The sequence below is a fragment of the Gordonia sp. NPDC003424 genome (assembly GCF_053588655.1).
The window spans coordinates 220,957-239,183 of the sequence record NZ_JBSFQJ010000003.1; the positions used below are offsets into that span (position 1 = coordinate 220,957).

The following is an 18,227-nucleotide window of genomic DNA, read 5'->3' on the forward strand; positions in this document are numbered from 1 at the left end:
CGGCTCGCCCTCGCAGATTCCGGCGGAACTGCCGGTAGATTCAGGCACGTGACGCCTCCCGCCGACACCCTGTTGGGTTCGACCATCGAGGGACGCTATCGGATCGATGCGCCGATCGCGCGCGGTGGCATGTCGGCGGTCTACCTGGGGGTGGACCTGCGGCTGGGACGATCGGTCGCGGTGAAGGTGATGGACCCGCGCTACAGCGCGGACCCGCTGTTCCTGCGGCGCTTCGAGTTCGAGGCCCGTGCGGTGGCCGGGCTCAAACACCCCGGCCTCGTCGCCGTGTACGACCAGGGCATCGACAACGAGATCGCGTTCCTTGTGATGGAACTCGTCGAGGGCGGCAGTCTGCGGGAGTTGTTGCGTGAACGCGGTCCGATGCCGCCGCACGCGGTGGTGGCGGTGGCCGATCCGGTCCTCGGCGGGCTGGGGACCGCGCACGCGGCGGGCCTGGTGCATCGCGACGTGAAACCGGAGAACGTGCTGATCTCCGACGCCGGCGAGGTGAAGGTGGCCGATTTCGGGCTGGTGCGCGCGGTCGCCGAGGCAGGGGTCACGTCGGCCAGCGTCATCCTCGGGACCGCCGCCTACCTGTCACCCGAACAGGTCGAGTCCGGCGACGCCGATGCCCGCAGCGACGTGTACTCGACGGGTGTCATGCTGTTCGAATTGCTCACCGGCCGAACACCTTTCCGTGGCGACACCCCTCTGGCGCTGGCGTATCAGCGGCTCGGCTACGACGTCCCCGCCCCGGGTGACGTGGTCGCCGGTGTCCCCGAGGAATTCGACGAGATCGTCCTGCGGGCGACCGAGCGGCGCCCGGCGGATCGCTACGCCGACGGTTTCGCCATGCGCGAGGCGGTGCTGGCCGCGGCCGACGACCTCGACCTCCCACCGTTCACCGTGCCCGCGCCGCGGCGCTCGGCCGAGCGCGAGACCGTGGCCCGATACCGCGCGGCCGGCGCCGCGCCACCACCGCCGTCCGGCCGGCACACACGCGTCCAGTCGCGTCCCGAGGTCGCCGAGATGCCTGCACCCGCCGCCGCTGCGAGGTCGCGGACACCGGACGCTCCCCCGCCCGCGGTCGCGCGGCCGGCCCGCGCCGACGTCGCACCACGCCGGCCGCCGGTCGAACCCGACGAGGGCGGCGCGATGCGGGTGCTCGTGTGGCTCACCGTGGTTCTGCTGATCGCCGCCGCCGCCGGGGCCATCGCGTGGTGGGCCGGCGCGACGTACCTGAGTTGATCCCGGCCCGCCGGAGAACCGCATGGTGGGCCGGCGCGACCTACTTGAGTTGATCCCGGCCCCGGGCCGCGCTGCGCCGCGCTATCCGCGCAGCATCTCGGCCACGAGGAAGGCGAGTTCCAGCGACTGCTGGGTGTTCAGCCGTGGGTCACACGCGGTCTCGTAGCGGCCGGCCAGGTCGAGGTCGGAGATGTCCTGTGCGCCACCGAGACATTCGGTGACGTCCTCGCCGGTCAGTTCGATGTGCACGCCACCCGGATGGGTGCCGAGCGCGTGGTGCACCTCGAAGAACCCCTGCACCTCGTCGACGATGCGGTCGAAGTGACGCGTCTTGTAGCCGGTGGACGCCTCATGGGTGTTGCCGTGCATCGGATCGGACTGCCAGATGACCTTGTGCCCGGTCGCCTCGACTGCCGCCACGATCGGCGGCAACACGTCGCGGACCTTGTTGTTGCCCATCCGCGCCACCAGGGTCAGGCGCCCGGGCTTGTTGTGCGGGTCGAGCCGCTCGACGTATTCGACGGCCTGCTCGGGGGTCGTCGTGGGGCCGATCTTGACGCCGATCGGGTTGTCGATGAGCTCGGCGAACGCGATGTGCGCGCCGTCGAGCTGGCGGGTGCGCTCACCGATCCAGAGGAAGTGCGCGGACAGGTCGTAGAGCACCTTCTCACCGCTCTCGGCGCCGGCCGGCTTGTCGGCCAGCCGCAGCATCGCCCGTTCGTAGTCGATGACCAGCGCCTCGTGGGAGGCGAAGATGGCGGCGGATTCCAGGTTGGTGTCGGTGACGCCGCAGGCGTCCATGAACCGCAGTCCGCGGTCGATCTCCGAGGCCAGCGCCTCGTACCGCGCACCGGCCGGCGAGGTCCGCACGAACTCGCGGTTCCACAGGTGCACGCGCCGCAGGTCGGCCTCCGAGCCGGTCAGCGCGCGTACCAGATTCATCGCCGCCGCCGCGTTGGCGTACGCGCGGACCAGGCGCGACGGATCGTGCGTACGCACGGCCTCGTCGGCGGGGAAACCGTTGACCATGTCGCCGCGGTACGACAGCAGTCCGAGTGCGTCGGTGTCCGACGACCGCGGTTTGGCGTACTGACCGGCGATACGCGCCAGCTTCACCACCGGCAGGCTCGCGCCGTAGGTGAGCACCACGGCCATCTGCAGCAGGGTGCGGATGTTGCCCTTGATGTGCGGTTCGGTGTTGTCGGCGAACGTCTCGGCGCAGTCGCCGCCCTGCAACAGGAACGCGCGCCCCTCGGCGACCTCGGCGAGCTGCGCGGACAGGCTCTCGACCTCGGCGGGCATGCAGATCGGCGGGACACTCTCGAGGACGGTGCGCATCTTGCGGGCCTCGTCGGCCGGCCACGACGGCTGCTGGAGCGCGGGCCGCGAGATCGCGTCGTCGAACCGTGCCTGCAGGTCTCCGGGGAGCGGCGGGAGCTCGGGGAGTTCGTCGATCGGAACGTCTACGGTCCAGTTGGTCACCACGGATACAGGGTAGTTCAGCCGCGGTCCGATCAGGCCCGCCGGGCCGGGGTGCCACCCCGCGCGGACTCGATGGTCCGCCACCGCACCAGATTGTGTCGTGCGTCGGTCAGCGCGTCGTGCGCGTCGCGCGGCGACGGCGGCAGCGACGGCCGCCCGGCCGCCTCCCAGTGCTGGCGCAGTTCGCGGGTGAACCGCGGTAGCGCCCGGGGCAGCGCGGTCATCGAACCCCAGAGTTGGCAGAGCGCGACGTGGTCGTATGCGCCCACCCACGCCCACAGTTCGACGTCGTCGTCGGTCTCGGTGAGGAAGTCGTAGAGGTCCTCACGGATGCGCCGGCGGCTGCGCCAGGCCGACGACGACGGCGAGGGCAACTTGGGCAGGACGTTGGCGCGGACCCAGTCACCGGCCCGCCCGGGATCGAACTCCGTGGACACCGCGTAGAATTCACGACCGTCCTCGGCGACGACACCGATCGAGATCAGATCGATGGTGGCGCCGTCCTCGATAAACTCCGAGTCATAGAAGAACCGCATACCCACAGTATTCACACCCGAGGGAACGACAGAATCGCCGAGAGCATGACCTACCTGACCGCCGCCGATGCGTGGCTGCACCGATGGACGCCGTCGCGTCGGGTGCGTGCGGCCATCGGCGTGGGCTTCGCCGTCTCGGCCACCCTGCAGATCGTCGGCATCCCGTTCACCTCCAGTTTCGGCACCCGCACCCGCATTGACCTGGATGTCTACCGGCTCGGCGCCCAGATCTGGCAACACGGCCAGAGCCTCTACGCGGACGGCTCGATGCCGTTCACCAGCGACGGGATCTGGCTGCCGTTCACCTATCCCCCGTTCGCCGCGCTCGGGTTCGTCCCGCTCGGCGCGCTCGGTCTCGACGTGGCGGGGTGGCTGATGTCACTGCTCACGGTGGCGCTGACGGTGATCATCGTGCACATCGTGGCGGGCATGCTCTCGCTGGGGACACGCGACAACCGCTGGTGGCTGGCGATGGCCGTCGCGGCCGGAGCGGTGTGGCTCAACCCGATGTGGATGACGCTCGGGTTCGGCCAGATCAACATCGTGCTGATGGCGATGATCGTCGTCGACATCTTCGTCCTCGGCCGCGCGCGGGCCACCGGCCCGTTCCGCGGTGCACTGACCGGCCTGGCGGCGGCGGTGAAGCTGACGCCGATGATGTTCGTCGCGGTGTTCCTCGCCGCACGGCAGTGGCGCGCGGCGCTGACCGCGGTGCTCACCTTCCTCGGCGCCGGTGTCCTCGCCTGGATCTGGCTGCCCGCCGATTCCGTGGGCTACTGGACCCACACCCTGCTGAACACCACCCGCATCGGTGACCCGGCCGGCCGCATCAACCAGAACCTGAACGCGATGTGGATCCGCCTGGTCCCCGGCGACCAGTCGGCCCAGCAGATGCTGTGGGTGGCGAGTTCGATCGTGGTGAGCGTGCTGGCGGTCGCCGCGATCCGGGCGTGCCGGCCGGTGCGGTCGTTCGCCGCGATCACCGATCCGGCCGGCGACGCGTCGGCGCGGGTGTCGGCGGTGCTGGTGACGTGTGTGGTCGCCGTGTGGGGACTACTGGTGTCGCCGACCTCGTGGGCGCATCACTGGGTGTGGTCGATTCCGCTGATGATGACCGCGGCCGTGATCGCGGCGCGCAGCACCGATCGCACCGCCCGCGCCACCTATGCGGTGCTCGCCGCGACCGGGCTGGTCATCTTCGCGCTCGGACCCTTCCAGTTCTTGTCCCCGGCGGTGCGGCACTGGTCGGTGCTCGATCACCTCATCGGCAACTCGTATTCGCTGTGGGGGCTCGCCGTCCTCGTGGCGGTGTGGCGGTTGCCGCCGCGGATCTCCGGTCAGGCGGCCGACGCGGGCGCGTCCGGGGCGGGCGTGTCGGCCTTGCGCTCCTTGAGCGACGCGGCATAGATGTCGACGTACTGCTGACCGGACAGCTGCATCAGCTCGTACATGATCTCGTCGGTCACCGCGCGTTCGATGAACCGGTTGCCCTGCATGCCCTCGTAGCGCGCGAAGTTCAGCGGCTTGCCGACCCGGACGACGATCCGCGCGGGCCGCGGGATGACCGATCCGGGCGGATTCAGCTTGTCGGTGTTGATCATCGCGACCGGGATCACCGGAACCCCGGTGTCCAGCGCGACCCGCGCCAGTCCCGTCTTGCCCTTGTAGAGACGGCCGTCGGGCGAGCGGGTGCCCTCGGGGTACATGCCCATCAGCTTGCCGGCCTCGAGTTGCCGGCGGGCCGCCGTCAGCGCGCCCGCGGCGGCCTCGGCACCCGACCGGTCGATCGGGATCTGTCCGACGGAGGTGAAGAACCACTTCTTGAAACCGCCCTTGATCCCGGGCTCGGTGAAGTACTCACTCTTGGCCAGGAAGTAGATGCGGCGGGGCACCATCAGCGGGAGGTAGAAACTGTCCATCACGGCCAGGTGGTTACTGGCGAGGATGGCCGGCCCCTGCGTCGGAATGTTCTCCAGCCCTTCGATCTTCGGCCGTCCGAGGACCCGCAACAGGGGACCCAACAGCACGTGCTTGAACGACCAGTACCACATTCCACGTCTCCGATTTCTCGCCTCGCCGCTTGTCGTCCACCAGACCATACCCAACGGGAACGATACTCTCGGGTCAGGTTGAGTCAGACCACATTGCGCAGTGCGGCCGCGATACCTTGCCGCGCAACCTCTGCCGCTCCGACCACGCCAGCACTCTCGCCGAGCTGGGTGCCCCGGATGCGGGCGAGCTGGCGGTGTCCGGCGCCGGTGACAAGGCGCGCGTAGTGTTCCCGCGCCTCGTCGAGGAACAGTCCCGACGACGCACCGACGCCGCCGGCGAGCACGATGAGGTCGGGATCGAAGATGTCGGCGATCATCGCCAGGCCCTGGCCGAGCGAGGCGGCGAACTGGGCATAGGCGGCGATCGCGACGGCGTCGCCGTCGGCCGCCGCCCGCGCCACCCGGCGTCCGGTCAGTGACCCGGGGTCGGCGGCGACATCGGCGGCGAGCTGACTGCGGCCCCAGTCGCCGTCGGCCAGCAGCTCGACCACGGTGTCCACCAAAGCCGTTCCGCTGCAATACCTTTCCCAGCAACCGAGTTTGCCGCAGGAGCACGGCCGGCCGCCGGGAACGATGGTCAGGTGGCCGAGTTCGGGGGCCACCCCGTAACTGCCGCGATAGATCTCGCCGTCGAGGAGCAGTCCCGCCCCGATGCCGGTGCCGATCGCGAGCACGAGCGAGTTCTTGCCACGCGCGGCCGCACCGAACCGCCACTCGGCCACCGCGGCGGCGTTGGCGTCGTGTTCGAGGAACACCGGCATGCCGATCCGCGCGGTCATGTCGTCGGCCACCCGCGCCTCCCGCCACGGCAGGTGCGGGGCGAACCGGATGACCTGACGGTCCGGGGTGAGGAAGCCGGCGATCGCCAGGCCGACCGCCTTTGCGGCCCAGCGCGACGTCAGTTCGGCGACCAGTCGATCGAGGCAGTGTTCCAGAGCGCTCGCGGTCGGCGGGGTGGCCGCGCGCAGGGTGTCGAGCATCGCGCCGTGCGGATCGACCACCGACGCGCGCACGCTGGTGCCGCCGATGTCGATGCCGATCGTCAAGTCGCCCATGGGGACACGTCCTAACCCCTCCCGTCGGGACCGAGTATCCGCACGGCGATGGCCTGGTAGTGCGGGACGGCGTCCGCGCCGGTTGCGGGGGTCGAGCGGAGCGCGGTGGCGACCGCCTCCAGAATCGCGATCAACGCGGCGATCAGCCGGGCCAGCACATCGCCGAGTTCGGCGAGCAGCGAGGCGATCTCACCGGTCATGTCGGTGATCGACGACGCGCCCGCCGCCGTTGCGCCGGCACCACGGGGACCGGGTGCGAACATCGTGGCGAGCTGATCTATCTGCGCGGCGACGCCGAGCAGCAGATCCCGCACCGGGTCGCCGGCAGTCCTGTCGTCCGAGGTCATTTGGGGAGTTCTCCTGTCCAGCTCCGGCAGTAGTCTACGCGACCCCCCGAGAGGCTTCGGTCAGCGTTTGGGCCACAAGCGTCAGCGTTTGGGCCACAGCGCCGGGTCGGGCTCGAACCGGATCGAGAGCTCGGTGCCGTCCCAGGCGGCGTCGGTGACGATGCAGCGGCGCAGCACCGACGGTAGCCGCACCGGATGCCGGAAGCCGCCGACGGTGACCAGCAGATCGTCGCCGGACCGGCCCAGTCGCAGGCTGTCCGGTTCGGGCAGACGCTGTCGCCAGGTCAGCTCGTATTCGGGATCGGCACCGGTGGCCCCTTCGGACCCCGTGATCTCGGTCACCCGGGCCGCTCCCGACCCCCAGAGATGGCCGTTGGGGGTGGGCAGCGCCACCGCCAGTTTGCGGAGGCGGGCCGCCCGGTCGATCGGAGCGGGGACCAGCGGCAGTTCGGTGACCGCCACGTCGTTGTCGTCGGCATCCACCATCGCACGCACCGCCGACGCCCGCATCCCGGTCGCCTCGCAGGATCCGGTGACGGTGCCGTGGTTGACCATCACCGAGCGCAACGCCAGCCCCATCACGTCGACCGTGGCCAGCAGGTGCGGGAGCACGCGGGCCCCTCGATCGTCCCCGGCGACGACGAGATGTACTGCGGCACAATGCGGATCGGTGACGAGCTCGGTGATGTCGAGGCAGTCGCGGTCGATCGCGTCGACCGCCGCGGTCAGCTGGGCGAGCACCGGCCGCTCGGCGGCCATGGCCAGGCGCCGGTGCCTGGGCCACAAGCGGTTCAGCGTCTGGCTGAGGACCGACGACGCGCGCAGGAACTCGAACGGGTCCCCGATTCCCGATCCGTCGACGACGATCCGGTGCCACCGGCCGCTGACCGCCTCGTCGCGAATCCGCCGCAGGGTCAGGAAGTCCTCGACGCCCGGCAGGGTGGCGAGTTCGCCCGCGTCGATCTCGGCCAGTGCCCCCACACCGGGCAACGAGATCTTGGATCGCCCGATCGTCTCCGACAGCACCGCGGTGAACTGCGACCAGGTGCCCTCGAGCAGGGCGAGCCGGTCCAGGGACAGCAGATGCAGCCGGCTCGACACCACGACGGGTTCGTTGGGCGTGCGGAAGACACCGAGCAGCCGGGCCGTCGGCGACCAGCGATCGGCGGTGATCAGGAGCGTGTCGTGCGCGGGCGCCCCGATCGGCGACACGGTCGCACCGGCGTCACCGCGACGGGGCGCCGTCTTGCCCAGCGCCGCGGCGGCCGCGGTCATCGAGACGCCGGCGCCACCCGGGCCGATCACCAGATGGATGGGGGTGAGATCGATCAGTCTTCGACCCTCTTCTTCAGGTCGTTGAGCGCGCTCTCGGTGATGGCCTTCTCGGCACGGCGTTTCAACTGGGCGATCATCGGCACCAGCAGGTCGACCATCAACTCGTAGGTGACCTTGGTCGACCCCGGAACCTGCTGTGTGAGAACGTATTTCCCACGCTGATCACGTTGCAGGTCACTGCTCACCAGGCGCCAGGACACCGAGGTCCCGTCGGCACCCCACTCGTAGGACAACACGTAGGTGTCCTGCAGGACACCGGCGTCGAGGACGAACTTGACCACCGATGCGCGCCCGTCGGCGGCGATCTCGGTGACCGTGACGTCGCGGGCCGCCGACACCCAGTCGGGATAGTGTTCGAAGTCGGCGATCACCGCCATGACGTCCTCGGCGTCCGCGTTGACGACGATCGACCGTTCGGTGAAGTCGGCCATCACACCACCGCCTTGTCGGTGGCGGCGTCGCCGGACTCGTCGACCTCGTCGTCGGCGATCGCGGGTCCGCCGACGATACGCCCGGCCTCAAGGCGGTCCTTCACCTCGAACGACATCATCTTGCCCGCCACGCGGCGCTCACGGTTCCCCTCGGCGAGCCACTCCGATCGGTCGCGGTCGCAGGTCGGTGGCTGCGTGGCCGGCTCCGCATGCAGAAAGTAATGCAGCACAAAGCCGTCGAGCACCGGCTCGCACCAGATCTCCATCGTCCCGGTCACCGCTCCCCCGACGCTCCACCGCACTCCCTGCGCTCCCCGGTCCTGCGACACCGACAGTTCGAGGTCCGGCCACCAGCGACGCCAGTTCGCCCGGTCGCCGACCACCGCAGCCACCAGCGACGGTGCGGCGGCGACAAATGTCTCATCGGCCACCTGAATACTCGTCACGACCACTAGCTTCACACATTGCGGCCCACCGCGGACAGCAGACCTGGCAGACGCGACATCGGGGGTTGTCGGATGCCTACTACGATCGCAGGTGACCGCACGGCGAAAGGGCACTCGATGAGTGAGTTCAGCGCGCAGGCGCACTTCTCCATCCCGGAGAACGCGAACTGCACGGACATCATCTTCGGACTCGCCGAGAAGAACCCGGACAAGACCGTGGTGCGACGTAAGCAGGGTTCCGAATGGGTGCCCATGCGTGCCGCCGATTTCGCCGATCAGGTGCTTCGGCTCGCCAAGGGATTCATCGCCGAAGGGGTGCAGCCCGGCGACCGGGTGGCGATCCTGTCGAGCACCCGTCTCGAGTGGAGCCTCGTCGACTTCGCGGTGTGGTCGGCCGGCGGTGTGCCGGTGCCGATCTACGATTCGTCGTCCGGCCCGCAGATCGAATGGATCATGAAGGACTCCGCGGCGACGATGATCGTGGTCGAGGACGACGCCCACCGCGCCACCTTCGAGACCGTCGAGGGGCTGTCGGTGAAGGTCTTCCAGATCGACCCGGCCGCGGGTGGACAGGGCGCACTGGCCGAACTCGAGGCGGCGGGTGCCGGCATCGACGACGACGAGGTGGCCAAACGCCGCGCGGGACTGCGCGCCACGGACCCCGCCACCCTGATCTACACCTCCGGGACCACCGGACGTCCCAAGGGCGTCGATCTCACCCACGCCAACATGCTCTCCGAGATCCAGGGTGTGCTGGCCACCAGCATGACCACCATGCTCGGCCCGGACAAGCGGCTGCTGATGTTCCTGCCGCTGGCACACGTCCTGGCCCGCGCGATCACCCTCGTCGCCATCGAATCCGACGTCGAGGTCGGCTTCTACGGAGACACCAAGAACCTCGTGCCCGAGTTCGCCCGGTTCCGGCCGTCGTTGATCCTGTCGGTGCCGCGCGTGTTCGAGAAGGTGTACAACACGGCCCGCCAGAGCGCGCACGACAGCGGCCGGGGCAGGATCTTCGACCTCGCCGCGGACACCGCGGTCGCGTACTCGCAGGCCAGCGAGCGGGGATCGGTCGGACCGCTGCTGAAGGTCAAGCATGCGATCTTCGATCGCCTGGTCTACGGGAAGCTGCGCGCGGCACTCGGCGGAGAGTGCGAATGCGCCGTCTCGGGTGGTGCACCGCTCGGCGCGCGTCTCGGACACTTCTTCCGGGGCATCGGCATCCCGGTGTTCGAAGGCTACGGGCTGACCGAGACGACGGCCGCCTTCGCGGTCAACACGCCCGGCGAGGTGAAGGTCGGCACTGTCGGAAAACCGTTGCCCGGCAACAGTGTTCGCGTCGCCGACGGCGGCGAGCTGATGCTGAAGGGCGGCGTGGTGTTCGCCGGGTACTGGAAGAACCCCGACGCCACCGAGGCGGCCCTGGAGGACGGCTGGTTCCACACCGGCGACCTCGGCACCGTCGACGACGACGGCTTCATCACCATCACCGGCCGCAAGAAGGAGCTGATCGTCACCGCGGGCGGCAAGAACGTGTCGCCGGCCGGCCTCGAGGACGTCATCCGCGCCAACGCGCTCGTCTCGCAGGCACTCGTGATCGGCGACGCCAAGCCGTTCATCGCGGCACTGGTGACCATCGATCCCGAATCCTTCCCGGCGTGGAAGCAGCGCAACAACAAGCCCGAGTCCGCGTCGGTGGCCGACCTCGCCACCGATCCCGATCTCGTCGCGGAGATCCAGGCCGCGGTCGACGAGGCGAACAAGACCGTGTCACACGCCGAGGCGATCAAGAAGTTCCGTATCCTGCCCGACGATTTCACCGAGGAGAGCGGCGAGATGACGCCCACCCTCAAGGTGAAGCGCAACGTCGTCGTCGACAACCACTCGGACGCGATCGAGGCGATCTACCAGAGGTGACCAGAGGACAGCTGTTGTCTCACAACAGCTGTCGCAGTCGCGCGGCCGCGTGCCGCCACTGCAGGTGACCGACGGCATACTCGCGGCCGTTGCGGCCGAGCTGCGCTGCGGCCGCCCGGTCGGACAGCATCGCGGTGATCGCCAGCGCCACGGCGTCGACATCGGTGCCGTCCACGACGGTGCCGGTGACCCCCTCCTGCACGGTTTCCGGCGCGCCGCCCGACGCCCCGGCTACCACCGGGACGCCGCAGGACGACGCCTCGACGTAGACGATGCCGAATCCCTCGACGTCGAGGCCGCGGCCGCGGGTACGCGCCGGCATGGCGAAGACGTCGGCCGCATTGTGGTAGGCGGGCAGCTCGTCGCCGGGCACCGAACCGGTGAAGATCACGTGGTCGGACATGCCTGCCTCGCGAGCGATCTCGTGCAGCTTCTCCGAGTACGGTCCCCCGCCGACGATCAGCAGCGCCACGTCGCCGATCTCCCGCCGGATCAACGGCAGCGCCCGGATCAGCACGTCCTGTCCCTTGCGCGGGACCAGGCGGGACAGACACAGCACCGTCGGCCGGTCACCGAGGTGGTGGCGTTCCCGGATTCGTTGTCGTGCTTCCGGATCCGGCCGGAACCGGTCGGTGTCGACACCGGGAGGCAGGTATTCGAGCGCGGCCTGCGCACCGAACGCGGAGGCGAACCGGCCGCGGGTGTAGCGGCTGACATAGGTGACGACGTCGACGTGCCTGCCGATGTAGCCGAGTACCTGCCGGGCGACGGGCAGCATCGACCAGCCCACCTCGTGCCCGTGCGTACTCGCGATGACGCGGGTGGCGCCCGCGGCGCGCATGGCGGGGGCGAGGACCGCCAGCGGCGCCGCGGCCCCGAACCACACCGTCGAGATGTCATGGGTGGCGACGATGTCCGCGGCGCGGCGCGCGACGAAGGGGGTGGGCAGCATCAGCGTCGTCGGATGCCGGACGACGGTGTACGGGACGGCCGCGTCGAACTCCTCGCAGCCGCGCCAGCGTGGCGCGTACACCACGACGTCGTCGGGCGGCAGCAGGTCGACGAGGTTGTGCAGGTACGACTGGATGCCGCCGGGCCGAGGCGGAAAGTCGTTGGTGAGCAACAGTGTCCGGTTCATCACCGCACCTGCTTGGTCAGCCAGCTCCGCCAGTCGGCGACCAGCTGCGCCGACGACACCCCGAGCGCCTGCTGGATCCCGACGTCTCGGCGTTTCGGGTCGTCGGTGCCAGCCACCGCGACGTAGAGCTTGCGCAACCCGGCGTCGCCGTAGCGCTCGGCGACGTAGGCGGCCACCGACCATGCCGCCTGGTAGGCGACGAGTGCGTCGTCGGAATCGACGGCGAGGTCACGATCGGCGGGCAGCGCCACCGGGAGTCGGCCGGCACGCACGTCGTCGGCCAGATTCGGAGCGGCGTCGTCGAATCGGGTGTAGGTGCCCTTACGTCCGACGTATTCGGCCACCCCCTCGGTGATCCACAGCGGCGCCGACGGTGACGTCTGCGCGCGGGCGGCGACATGGGTGAGCTCGTGGCGCAGCACGACCGCCAGCGCCGGTGCCGGCAGATCGCCGGCGCTCGGCGTCAGCACGATGCGCTGGCCGGTCGCGGTGTGGGTGTCGGAGTCGATGCGGGCAAACACCGTGGCGGCCGCCGCACCGGTGACGTCGGTCGCGGAACTGTCGGCCAGCGCACGGAATTCGGCCGGGCGCGCCGTCGCGACGACCACCGCGCGGCGCGGCCAGTCGTCACCCCAGAATGCCGACACGTGCTCGACCGCGTCGGGCAGCAGTCCCCGCAGATCCTCGACGGTGTCCGCGGTACCCGGATACGAGGCGATCACCGACTCGCCGCCGGCGGTCCGGACGTCGTCGGCTGCCAGGCCGTCGAGGTCGACCAGGGTGGCGGGCGCGGGCGCACCGCCGATCGCCGCCGAGTCACCGACGACCTTCCAGTCATCGCCGTAGCGGGCCATCACGAACTGCGTGGGCACCACCACCTCGGGTTCGTCGATGCCCGGCAACGCCGAACCCCCGAGGGCGTAGTGGAGTTCGACCGGGGCGACCCACGAATCGGAGCTGCCCGCGGCGTCGAGCGTGCGCTGCAGCTCACCCGGGACCAGTGTCTCGGCTTCCTCGGTGGGCGCGAGCTGGTAGCGGAACATCTTGAGCTGCAACCGTTCTCCGCGCGGCTGCGCGGCCGGCGGCGGATCGCTGATCACCCCTTGCCGGGACAGATTGGCGGCGGCGGTGTCGATCCGTGCCCGGAAGGCGGGCGTCGCCGCCGGATCGACGAGCTGATCGATGCGGGCCGTGTCACCGGCCACGATCGCCGCGCCGAGCCCGTCGAGGGTGGTCTGCACGCCGTCGGCCCGTTGCTGCTCGTAGACGTTGGCCGCGGTCGTCGTGCTGGTCGCCGTCGTCGACGGACTCGACGACGGCGGGCCGGATTCGGAACGCGCACAGCCCACCGCGGAGATCGTCACGACGAGAACCGTACCGAGCGTGGCCGACAGCGCCCGCATGGCGCCTGGTACCGGCACCTCAGTATCGGCGTGCCGAATTGAACGGTCCGGCCTGATCGATCGGCACGACCTTCACCGGCACGCCGAACGTCGACGCGTGGATCACGTAGCCGTCGCCGACGTACATGCCGACGTGATGTGCGTCCGAGTAGTAGATGATCAGGTCTCCCGGCCGCAGATCGTTCCGCGACACCGGCGTGCCGGCGCCGTTCTGCGCCTCACTGGATCGTGGCAGGGTTCGGCCCGCCTGCCGATACGCCCACACCATCAGGCCCGAGCAGTCGAACGAACTCGGACCGGTGGCGCCCCACACGTACGGGTCACCGATGCGGCTCAGCGCCGCCTGGACGGCGACGAGTTCGGGTGCGGTGCCCTTGGGCACGATGCGCGGGTCGAAGTCGAACGTGGGTCCGGCGAGCGCGGCGAGCTGCCGGCCGGTCATCGATCCGTAGATCGCACGGATGCGGATCGCCTGCAGCTGCAGATCGGCCTGCTTGGCCTGGAGATCGCCGCGGATCCGTTCGGCCGCGGCCACCGCGGTCGTCGCCGCGTCGGCGGTCTGGTCGGCGGCGGCCTTGGCGCTCAGCGTCTGTTTGCGGGCGGCCTTGAGGTCTTTCAGGTCGGCGGCGGCCTGTCGGGAGACCAGTTCGAGACCGGACATCTGATCGAGCAGCGATTGCGGTGAGTCGCTGGTCAGCACGGCGTAGAGCCGGTTGACGCGCGCACCCTTGTAGCTCGCACGCACCACCGAGTCGACCCGGCCCTGATAGAGATCGAGTCGCTTCTGGGTGGCACCCAGTGTGGCGTCGGCGGCCGCCGACGCCTTCCGGGCACTCGCCACGATGCCACGCTGCTTGTCGTATTCGATCTGCGCGTTGTGCATCGCCTCGGCGGACTTCTCGGCCTCGACGTTCAGCTTCTTGTAGTCGACGAGCAACTGATCGGCGCTGCGCACGGGCGCTGCGGCCGCCTCACCCGCGGTCGCGGCCGGCCCGAACTGTCCGACGGCGATGACGGCGGCCATCCCCACGGCGGCGATCACCGGCCGAGCCGATCTCTGACGCCCGGACATCCATCCGGTACCCACGGACTTCACTTCTCCTCCACCGCTTTCCGTCCTCCGATGACACCCGGAGGGCCGTTTGGGCGGCTCACGCCCGTCGCGTGACCCGCCCAAACCCAACGCTCACCGGTCGGTCCGCGCTCAGTAGCGCCGCACCGCGGTCACGGACCAGTTCTTGACGTAGTCCTTCTTGACCGGCACACCGTAGGTGGAGGCGTGGACGAACATGCCGTTGCCGATGTACATGCCGGCGTGGCCGCCGCCGTTGAAGATCAACACGTCGCCCGGCTTGGCGTCGGCGAGCGAGACACCGCGACCGCCGCCCCACTGACCGTAGCTGTCGCGCGGGATGGTCTTGCCGGCCTGCTTGTACGAGTAGTAGACGAGGCCCGAGCAGTCGAAGGCGCTCGGACCGGCCGAGCCGTAGGAGTACGGCGAACCGATCTTGCTCTCCGCCACCGAAACAGCCTTCTGCGCAACGGTTCGACCGCCGAAGAGACCCCCGCCGGCGCCGCCACCGTTGGGCTGCAGCTCACGCGGGATCTGGTTCTGGTTGAGTCCCGGCACGGTGAAGGACCCGAGGTTCGGGATCTGCACGGTCGCACCCGGCGCCTTGGCCACCGGGGTGGGCTTCGCGACGGGAACCTTGGACTTCTGCAACTGCTGGGGGATCTGCTTGGTGTTCACCCCGGGCAGATCGAACGTGCCGATGTTCGGGACGTGGATCGGCGCGGCGAGCGCAGGTCCGGCGACCGCGGCGAGCGATCCGACGGTGATCGAACCGGCTACGACTGCGCGCTTGGCCACCTTGCCGCCGCGACTGGGCTGTTCCAAACGATGTTTGGCCACGAAGCGAATTCTCCTTGGTCTCCCTCGACCGCCTACCGGGTTAGCTGTCGGGTTCGGGCCGGAAGAATGGCCCTACACGCGTGCTTCGGCGCCGTGCGAAACGGCTCCGGGCATGCGCGACTCACCCCAATCGGATCGTTCCGAAAAAGATGGTTCCCCGGTTCGCCCTCACGGGCGATTGAGCGGTGACCTATCCAGACCACTCCGGTTGGAGCGGGACGCTCTGCAAAGGTCTCGGAAAGGTTACGAAACGAGATGCGGGTCTGTCCACCGACCCGCAAACCGCGGACAAGCGACCCACTTCTCAGCCCGCCCTGAGGATCCTGAGTGACACCCCGCGTTCATCCTTCTGACGTGTGGTTTTCCCGTTTCTTGCAGATAGTGCAGCGGAATTGGAGACCATTGCAGCAGAAGCGAATACCTCGATCGCGAGGTCGATCTCGGCGTCCGGATCCGGGCCTCCGAAGGTGGGCTCTCCGGCGCCCTCGACGCCCGGGTTTTCGCAGTTCGGGGCGTCGAAAAGGGTCTGCATCATGCATCCGTCGCACGCGACCGGACGGGCCGGACAGGTCTGGCAATCGATATACATCTGTGATCTCCATCTCAATTCGTGCGGTTGGGTATGTCGGCGGGGTCGAAACGGACCTTCGACCCTTGGTTTGTCATCTGCCCCGCACCCTAGGTGCACCCACCGACAAGTTCGGATGCCACAGTTTTCCCGGGCGTCACACCAGTAACGGACCGCGCCTCCCCGATCCTGTCGGGGCTTCGAACTAGTGTTCGCGACGTGCCCAGCAGTGTGCGTGCTCCCGACGGACAACTCACCTTCGCCGACCTCGACGACGGCGACGACTACTCGGATCGCTCACTGTTCGACACCACCCTCGTCGTCGTCGACCTCGAGACCACCGGCGGCAGCCCCACCGACGACCGCATCACCGAGATCGGGGCGGTCAAGATCCGCGGCGGTGAGGTGATCGGCGAGTTCGCCACCCTGGTCGATCCCGGATGCCGCATCCCCCCACAGATCGTGACGCTCACCGGGATCACCGAGGCGATGGTCACCGACGCCCCACGCATCGGCGAGGTACTGCCGTCGTTCGTCGAGTTCGCGCGCGGTGCCATCCTGGTGGCCCACAACGCCCGGTTCGACATGGGCTTCCTGCGGCACAACGCGGCGCGGCTGGACATCGACTGGCCGTTCGCGGCCGGCCTGTGCACGGTGACGATGGCACGGCGCATCCTGACCCGCGACGAGGCGCCGTCGGTGCGCCTGTCCGCGCTCGCCGACCTGTTCCGGGTGTCGGTGAAGCCCACCCACCGCGCGCTCGACGACGCACGCGCGACCGTGGAGGTCTTCCACCACCTGCTCGAGCGCGTCGGCAATCAGGGCGTCGGCACCTACCGGGAACTGACCGCGTACCTGCCGGCCACGGCCGATCCACGGCTGCGGGCCAAACGATCCATGGCAGCGCACCTGCCGGCGCGCCCGGGGGTCTATCTGTTCCGCGGCCCGTCGGCCGAGGTGCTCTACGTCGGGACCGCGGTCGACCTGCGTCGTCGGGTGATGTCGTATTTCACCGGCAACGATCCGCGACGCCGGATGGCCGAGATGGTCATGCTCGCGACGCGCGTCGAGCACGTCGAGTGTGCGCACGCACTCGAGGCGGGGGTCCGGGAGTTGCGACTGCTGGCCGCCCACGCCCCCGCCTACAACCGCCGGTCCACCCAGCCGCACCGGGGCTGGTGGGTCACGCTGTCGGCCGAACGGTTCGGCAGGCTGAAGGTCACCCGCCGCCCCGGCGAGGTGTCGGTCGGCCCGGTGGGTAACCGGACGACGGCCGCCGCGATCGCCGACCTCATCACCTCGGCGGCCGGATTACGCAGTTGCACAACGCGTCTGGGCAAGGCCACACATCACTGGTGTCGTTCGGAGTCGGTCGGGGGGCCGCGCATCGGCGGCTGCCAGGCGGCCTCCGACCGGCCACTGACCCTCTCCGACTATCTGCCGCGGATCGACGCGGCCCAGTCGCTGCTGAGCGGTTCCTCCGATGCGCTGCTCGACGTGATGACCGCCCGCCTCACCCGGCTCGCCGAGGCGCAGATGTTCGAAAGCGCTGCGCGACAACGGGATCGGCTCTCGGCGACCATCGACACGCTGGCCCGCTGCCAGCGCCTCGGGGCGTTGTGCGCGATCGCCGAACTCGTGGTCGCACACCCCGATCAGCGCGGCGGCTGGGAGCTCGCCGTGATCCGGCACGGCCGGCTGGCGAGCGCCGGGGTCGCCCGGCGGGGGGTGGCGCCGATGCCGGTGGTGGACATGCTCGTCGCCGCCGGCGAGACGGTCGTGCCGGGGAGCGGGCCGCTGTGCGGGGCCCCGGTCGAGGAGGTGGGACTGATCTACCGGTGGATCGGCGAGCCGGGAACCCGGATCGTCTCCGCGACCGAGGGGTTCGCACTGCCGGCCGCATGCGCCGAGCGTCGGCTGGTGTGGTCGGCGGCCGCGCACGCGGCCCGCGAACCGAGACGCGCCGGATGACCGGCGGCCCCGCGAGCGGGAGGAAGAGGGCCGCATGCGCGGCGGCCGCGAACGACGACGAGCGGGATGCGGCACCGGATAGGGTGATCAATCATGATCACCGCCATCGTCCTGATCCACGCCGACGTCCACCAGATCCCGGAGACCGCGCAGGCCGTCGCCGACATCCCGGGCGTCTCGGAGGTCTATTCGTGCGCGGGCGATGTCGATCTGATCGCGAAGATCAAGGTGCGCGACCACGAGCAGATCGCGGACGTGGTCACCGGCAAGATCAACCGTCTCCCCGGCGTCCTGCACAGCGCCACCCACATCGCATTCCGCAGCTATTCGCGCTCGGATACCGAAGGCGGCTTCTCGATCGGCGAGTGACCCCCGTTCCCAACCCTC

18 protein-coding genes and 1 riboswitch are annotated in these 18,227 nt (G+C 69.5%); of the genes, 5 read left to right on the forward strand and 13 right to left on the reverse strand.

Annotation, left to right across the window (positions count from 1 at the left end; all coding sequences use genetic code 11):
- Nucleotides 1-48 precede the first annotated feature (48 nt).
- A complete protein-coding gene (locus tag ACWDTI_RS06090) occupies nucleotides 49-1,248 on the forward strand; it encodes a protein kinase domain-containing protein (protein ID WP_449737148.1) in 1,200 nt (399 codons plus the stop codon).
- An 81-nt stretch (nucleotides 1,249-1,329) separates the two neighbouring features.
- Here the strand turns inward: ACWDTI_RS06090 and ACWDTI_RS06095 are convergent, their stop codons facing one another.
- Together ACWDTI_RS06095 and ACWDTI_RS06100 are read right to left on the reverse strand one after the other, a co-directional pair.
- Nucleotides 1,330-2,730 (reverse strand): class II 3-deoxy-7-phosphoheptulonate synthase, encoded by a 1,401-nt coding sequence (locus ACWDTI_RS06095; protein ID WP_449737413.1) that lies wholly within the window; start codon nucleotides 2,728-2,730, stop codon nucleotides 1,330-1,332.
- A gap of 32 nt (nucleotides 2,731-2,762) precedes the next feature.
- Nucleotides 2,763-3,266, reverse strand: a complete 504-nt coding sequence (locus tag ACWDTI_RS06100) for a polyadenylate-specific 3'-exoribonuclease AS (RefSeq protein WP_449737149.1) — start codon at nucleotides 3,264-3,266, stop codon at nucleotides 2,763-2,765.
- A 45-nt stretch (nucleotides 3,267-3,311) separates the two neighbouring features.
- Between ACWDTI_RS06100 and ACWDTI_RS06105 the strand changes: the two genes are divergently transcribed.
- Nucleotides 3,312-4,673, forward strand: a complete 1,362-nt coding sequence (locus ACWDTI_RS06105; RefSeq protein ID WP_449737150.1) for a glycosyltransferase 87 family protein — start codon at nucleotides 3,312-3,314, stop codon at nucleotides 4,671-4,673.
- Here ACWDTI_RS06105 and ACWDTI_RS06110 read toward each other — a convergent pair.
- The 6 genes from ACWDTI_RS06110 to ACWDTI_RS06135 form a co-directional block, all read right to left on the reverse strand.
- On the reverse strand, nucleotides 4,604-5,317 hold the full coding sequence (locus tag ACWDTI_RS06110) for a lysophospholipid acyltransferase family protein (RefSeq protein WP_449737151.1): 714 nt from the start codon (nucleotides 5,315-5,317) through the stop codon (nucleotides 4,604-4,606). The two genes, ACWDTI_RS06105 and ACWDTI_RS06110, sit on opposite strands and share 70 nt — an antisense overlap.
- A gap of 83 nt (nucleotides 5,318-5,400) precedes the next feature.
- Complete coding sequence (locus ACWDTI_RS06115; RefSeq protein ID WP_449737152.1) at nucleotides 5,401-6,372, reverse strand: ROK family protein; 972 nt, start codon at nucleotides 6,370-6,372, stop codon at nucleotides 5,401-5,403.
- Nucleotides 6,373-6,383: 11 nt separating this feature from the next.
- On the reverse strand, nucleotides 6,384-6,719 hold the full coding sequence (locus ACWDTI_RS06120) for a hypothetical protein (protein ID WP_449737153.1): 336 nt from the start codon (nucleotides 6,717-6,719) through the stop codon (nucleotides 6,384-6,386).
- 81 nt (nucleotides 6,720-6,800) lie between these two features.
- A complete protein-coding gene (locus ACWDTI_RS06125) occupies nucleotides 6,801-8,027 on the reverse strand; it encodes an ArsA-related P-loop ATPase (RefSeq protein ID WP_449737414.1) in 1,227 nt (408 codons plus the stop codon).
- A 20-nt stretch (nucleotides 8,028-8,047) separates the two neighbouring features.
- Entirely contained in the window at nucleotides 8,048-8,485 is a 438-nt protein-coding gene (locus ACWDTI_RS06130) for an SRPBCC family protein (protein ID WP_449737154.1), read from the reverse strand.
- On the reverse strand, nucleotides 8,485-8,946 hold the full coding sequence (locus tag ACWDTI_RS06135; protein ID WP_449737155.1) for a hypothetical protein: 462 nt from the start codon (nucleotides 8,944-8,946) through the stop codon (nucleotides 8,485-8,487). Before ACWDTI_RS06135 ends, ACWDTI_RS06130 begins: the two co-directional genes overlap by 1 nt.
- 102 nt (nucleotides 8,947-9,048) lie before the next feature.
- Here ACWDTI_RS06135 and ACWDTI_RS06140 point away from each other — a divergent pair, with 102 nt between their 5' ends.
- The gene (locus tag ACWDTI_RS06140) at nucleotides 9,049-10,848 is read left to right on the forward strand and encodes an AMP-dependent synthetase/ligase (protein WP_449737156.1); all 1,800 of its coding nucleotides are present in this window, start codon (nucleotides 9,049-9,051) and stop codon (nucleotides 10,846-10,848) included.
- Between the two features lie 19 nt (nucleotides 10,849-10,867).
- Here ACWDTI_RS06140 and ACWDTI_RS06145 read toward each other — a convergent pair whose 3' ends face one another.
- The 5 genes from ACWDTI_RS06145 to ACWDTI_RS06165 all read right to left on the reverse strand — a co-directional run bounded on the left by ACWDTI_RS06145 (nucleotide 10,868) and on the right by ACWDTI_RS06165 (nucleotide 15,836).
- Nucleotides 10,868-11,986: a glycosyltransferase family 4 protein gene (locus tag ACWDTI_RS06145; RefSeq protein WP_449737157.1), complete on the reverse strand. Its 1,119-nt coding sequence runs from the start codon at nucleotides 11,984-11,986 to the stop codon at nucleotides 10,868-10,870.
- A complete protein-coding gene (locus ACWDTI_RS06150; RefSeq protein ID WP_449737158.1) occupies nucleotides 11,986-13,407 on the reverse strand; it encodes a hypothetical protein in 1,422 nt (473 codons plus the stop codon). Before ACWDTI_RS06150 ends, ACWDTI_RS06145 begins: the two co-directional genes overlap by 1 nt.
- A gap of 1 nt (nucleotide 13,408) precedes the next feature.
- The gene (locus ACWDTI_RS06155; protein WP_449737415.1) at nucleotides 13,409-14,413 is read right to left on the reverse strand and encodes a C40 family peptidase; all 1,005 of its coding nucleotides are present in this window, start codon (nucleotides 14,411-14,413) and stop codon (nucleotides 13,409-13,411) included.
- Nucleotides 14,414-14,593: 180 nt separating this feature from the next.
- The gene (locus tag ACWDTI_RS06160) at nucleotides 14,594-15,301 is read right to left on the reverse strand and encodes a C40 family peptidase (protein WP_449737159.1); all 708 of its coding nucleotides are present in this window, start codon (nucleotides 15,299-15,301) and stop codon (nucleotides 14,594-14,596) included.
- A 14-nt stretch (nucleotides 15,302-15,315) separates the two neighbouring features.
- Nucleotides 15,316-15,496: riboswitch (cyclic di-AMP (ydaO/yuaA leader) on the reverse strand.
- Between the two features lie 109 nt (nucleotides 15,497-15,605).
- Nucleotides 15,606-15,836, reverse strand: coding sequence for a hypothetical protein (locus ACWDTI_RS06165; protein ID WP_449737160.1), 231 nt, complete (start codon nucleotides 15,834-15,836; stop codon nucleotides 15,606-15,608).
- A gap of 252 nt (nucleotides 15,837-16,088) precedes the next feature.
- Between ACWDTI_RS06165 and ACWDTI_RS06170 the strand changes: the two genes are divergently transcribed.
- Nucleotides 16,089-17,840, forward strand: coding sequence for a DEDD exonuclease domain-containing protein (locus ACWDTI_RS06170; RefSeq protein WP_449737161.1), 1,752 nt, complete (start codon nucleotides 16,089-16,091; stop codon nucleotides 17,838-17,840).
- A 93-nt stretch (nucleotides 17,841-17,933) separates the two neighbouring features.
- Nucleotides 17,934-18,209 carry an Lrp/AsnC family transcriptional regulator gene (locus ACWDTI_RS06175; RefSeq protein ID WP_449737162.1) on the forward strand — a complete coding sequence of 92 codons (276 nt, stop codon included), beginning with the start codon at nucleotides 17,934-17,936 and terminating at the stop codon, nucleotides 18,207-18,209.
- Nucleotides 18,210-18,227 lie beyond the last annotated feature (18 nt).

Excerpts from the sequence above, each read along its gene's own strand:
- ACWDTI_RS06120 (WP_449737153.1), bottom strand. The coding sequence starts at position 6,719 with ATGACCTCGGACGACAGGACTGCCGGCGACCCGGTGCGGGATCTGCTG.
- ACWDTI_RS06145 (WP_449737157.1), bottom strand. The coding sequence starts at position 11,986 with ATGAACCGGACACTGTTGCTCACCAACGACTTTCCGCCTCGGCCCGGC.
- ACWDTI_RS06100 (WP_449737149.1), bottom strand. The coding sequence starts at position 3,266 with ATGCGGTTCTTCTATGACTCGGAGTTTATCGAGGACGGCGCCACCATC.
- ACWDTI_RS06175 (WP_449737162.1), top strand. The coding sequence starts at position 17,934 with ATGATCACCGCCATCGTCCTGATCCACGCCGACGTCCACCAGATCCCG.
- ACWDTI_RS06140 (WP_449737156.1), top strand. The coding sequence starts at position 9,049 with ATGAGTGAGTTCAGCGCGCAGGCGCACTTCTCCATCCCGGAGAACGCG.
- ACWDTI_RS06110 (WP_449737151.1), bottom strand. The coding sequence starts at position 5,317 with ATGTGGTACTGGTCGTTCAAGCACGTGCTGTTGGGTCCCCTGTTGCGG.
- ACWDTI_RS06105 (WP_449737150.1), top strand. The coding sequence starts at position 3,312 with ATGACCTACCTGACCGCCGCCGATGCGTGGCTGCACCGATGGACGCCG.
- ACWDTI_RS06130 (WP_449737154.1), bottom strand. The coding sequence starts at position 8,485 with ATGGCCGACTTCACCGAACGGTCGATCGTCGTCAACGCGGACGCCGAG.
- ACWDTI_RS06115 (WP_449737152.1), bottom strand. The coding sequence starts at position 6,372 with ATGGGCGACTTGACGATCGGCATCGACATCGGCGGCACCAGCGTGCGC.
- ACWDTI_RS06155 (WP_449737415.1), bottom strand. The coding sequence starts at position 14,413 with ATGGCCGCCGTCATCGCCGTCGGACAGTTCGGGCCGGCCGCGACCGCG.
- ACWDTI_RS06165 (WP_449737160.1), bottom strand. The coding sequence starts at position 15,836 with ATGATGCAGACCCTTTTCGACGCCCCGAACTGCGAAAACCCGGGCGTC.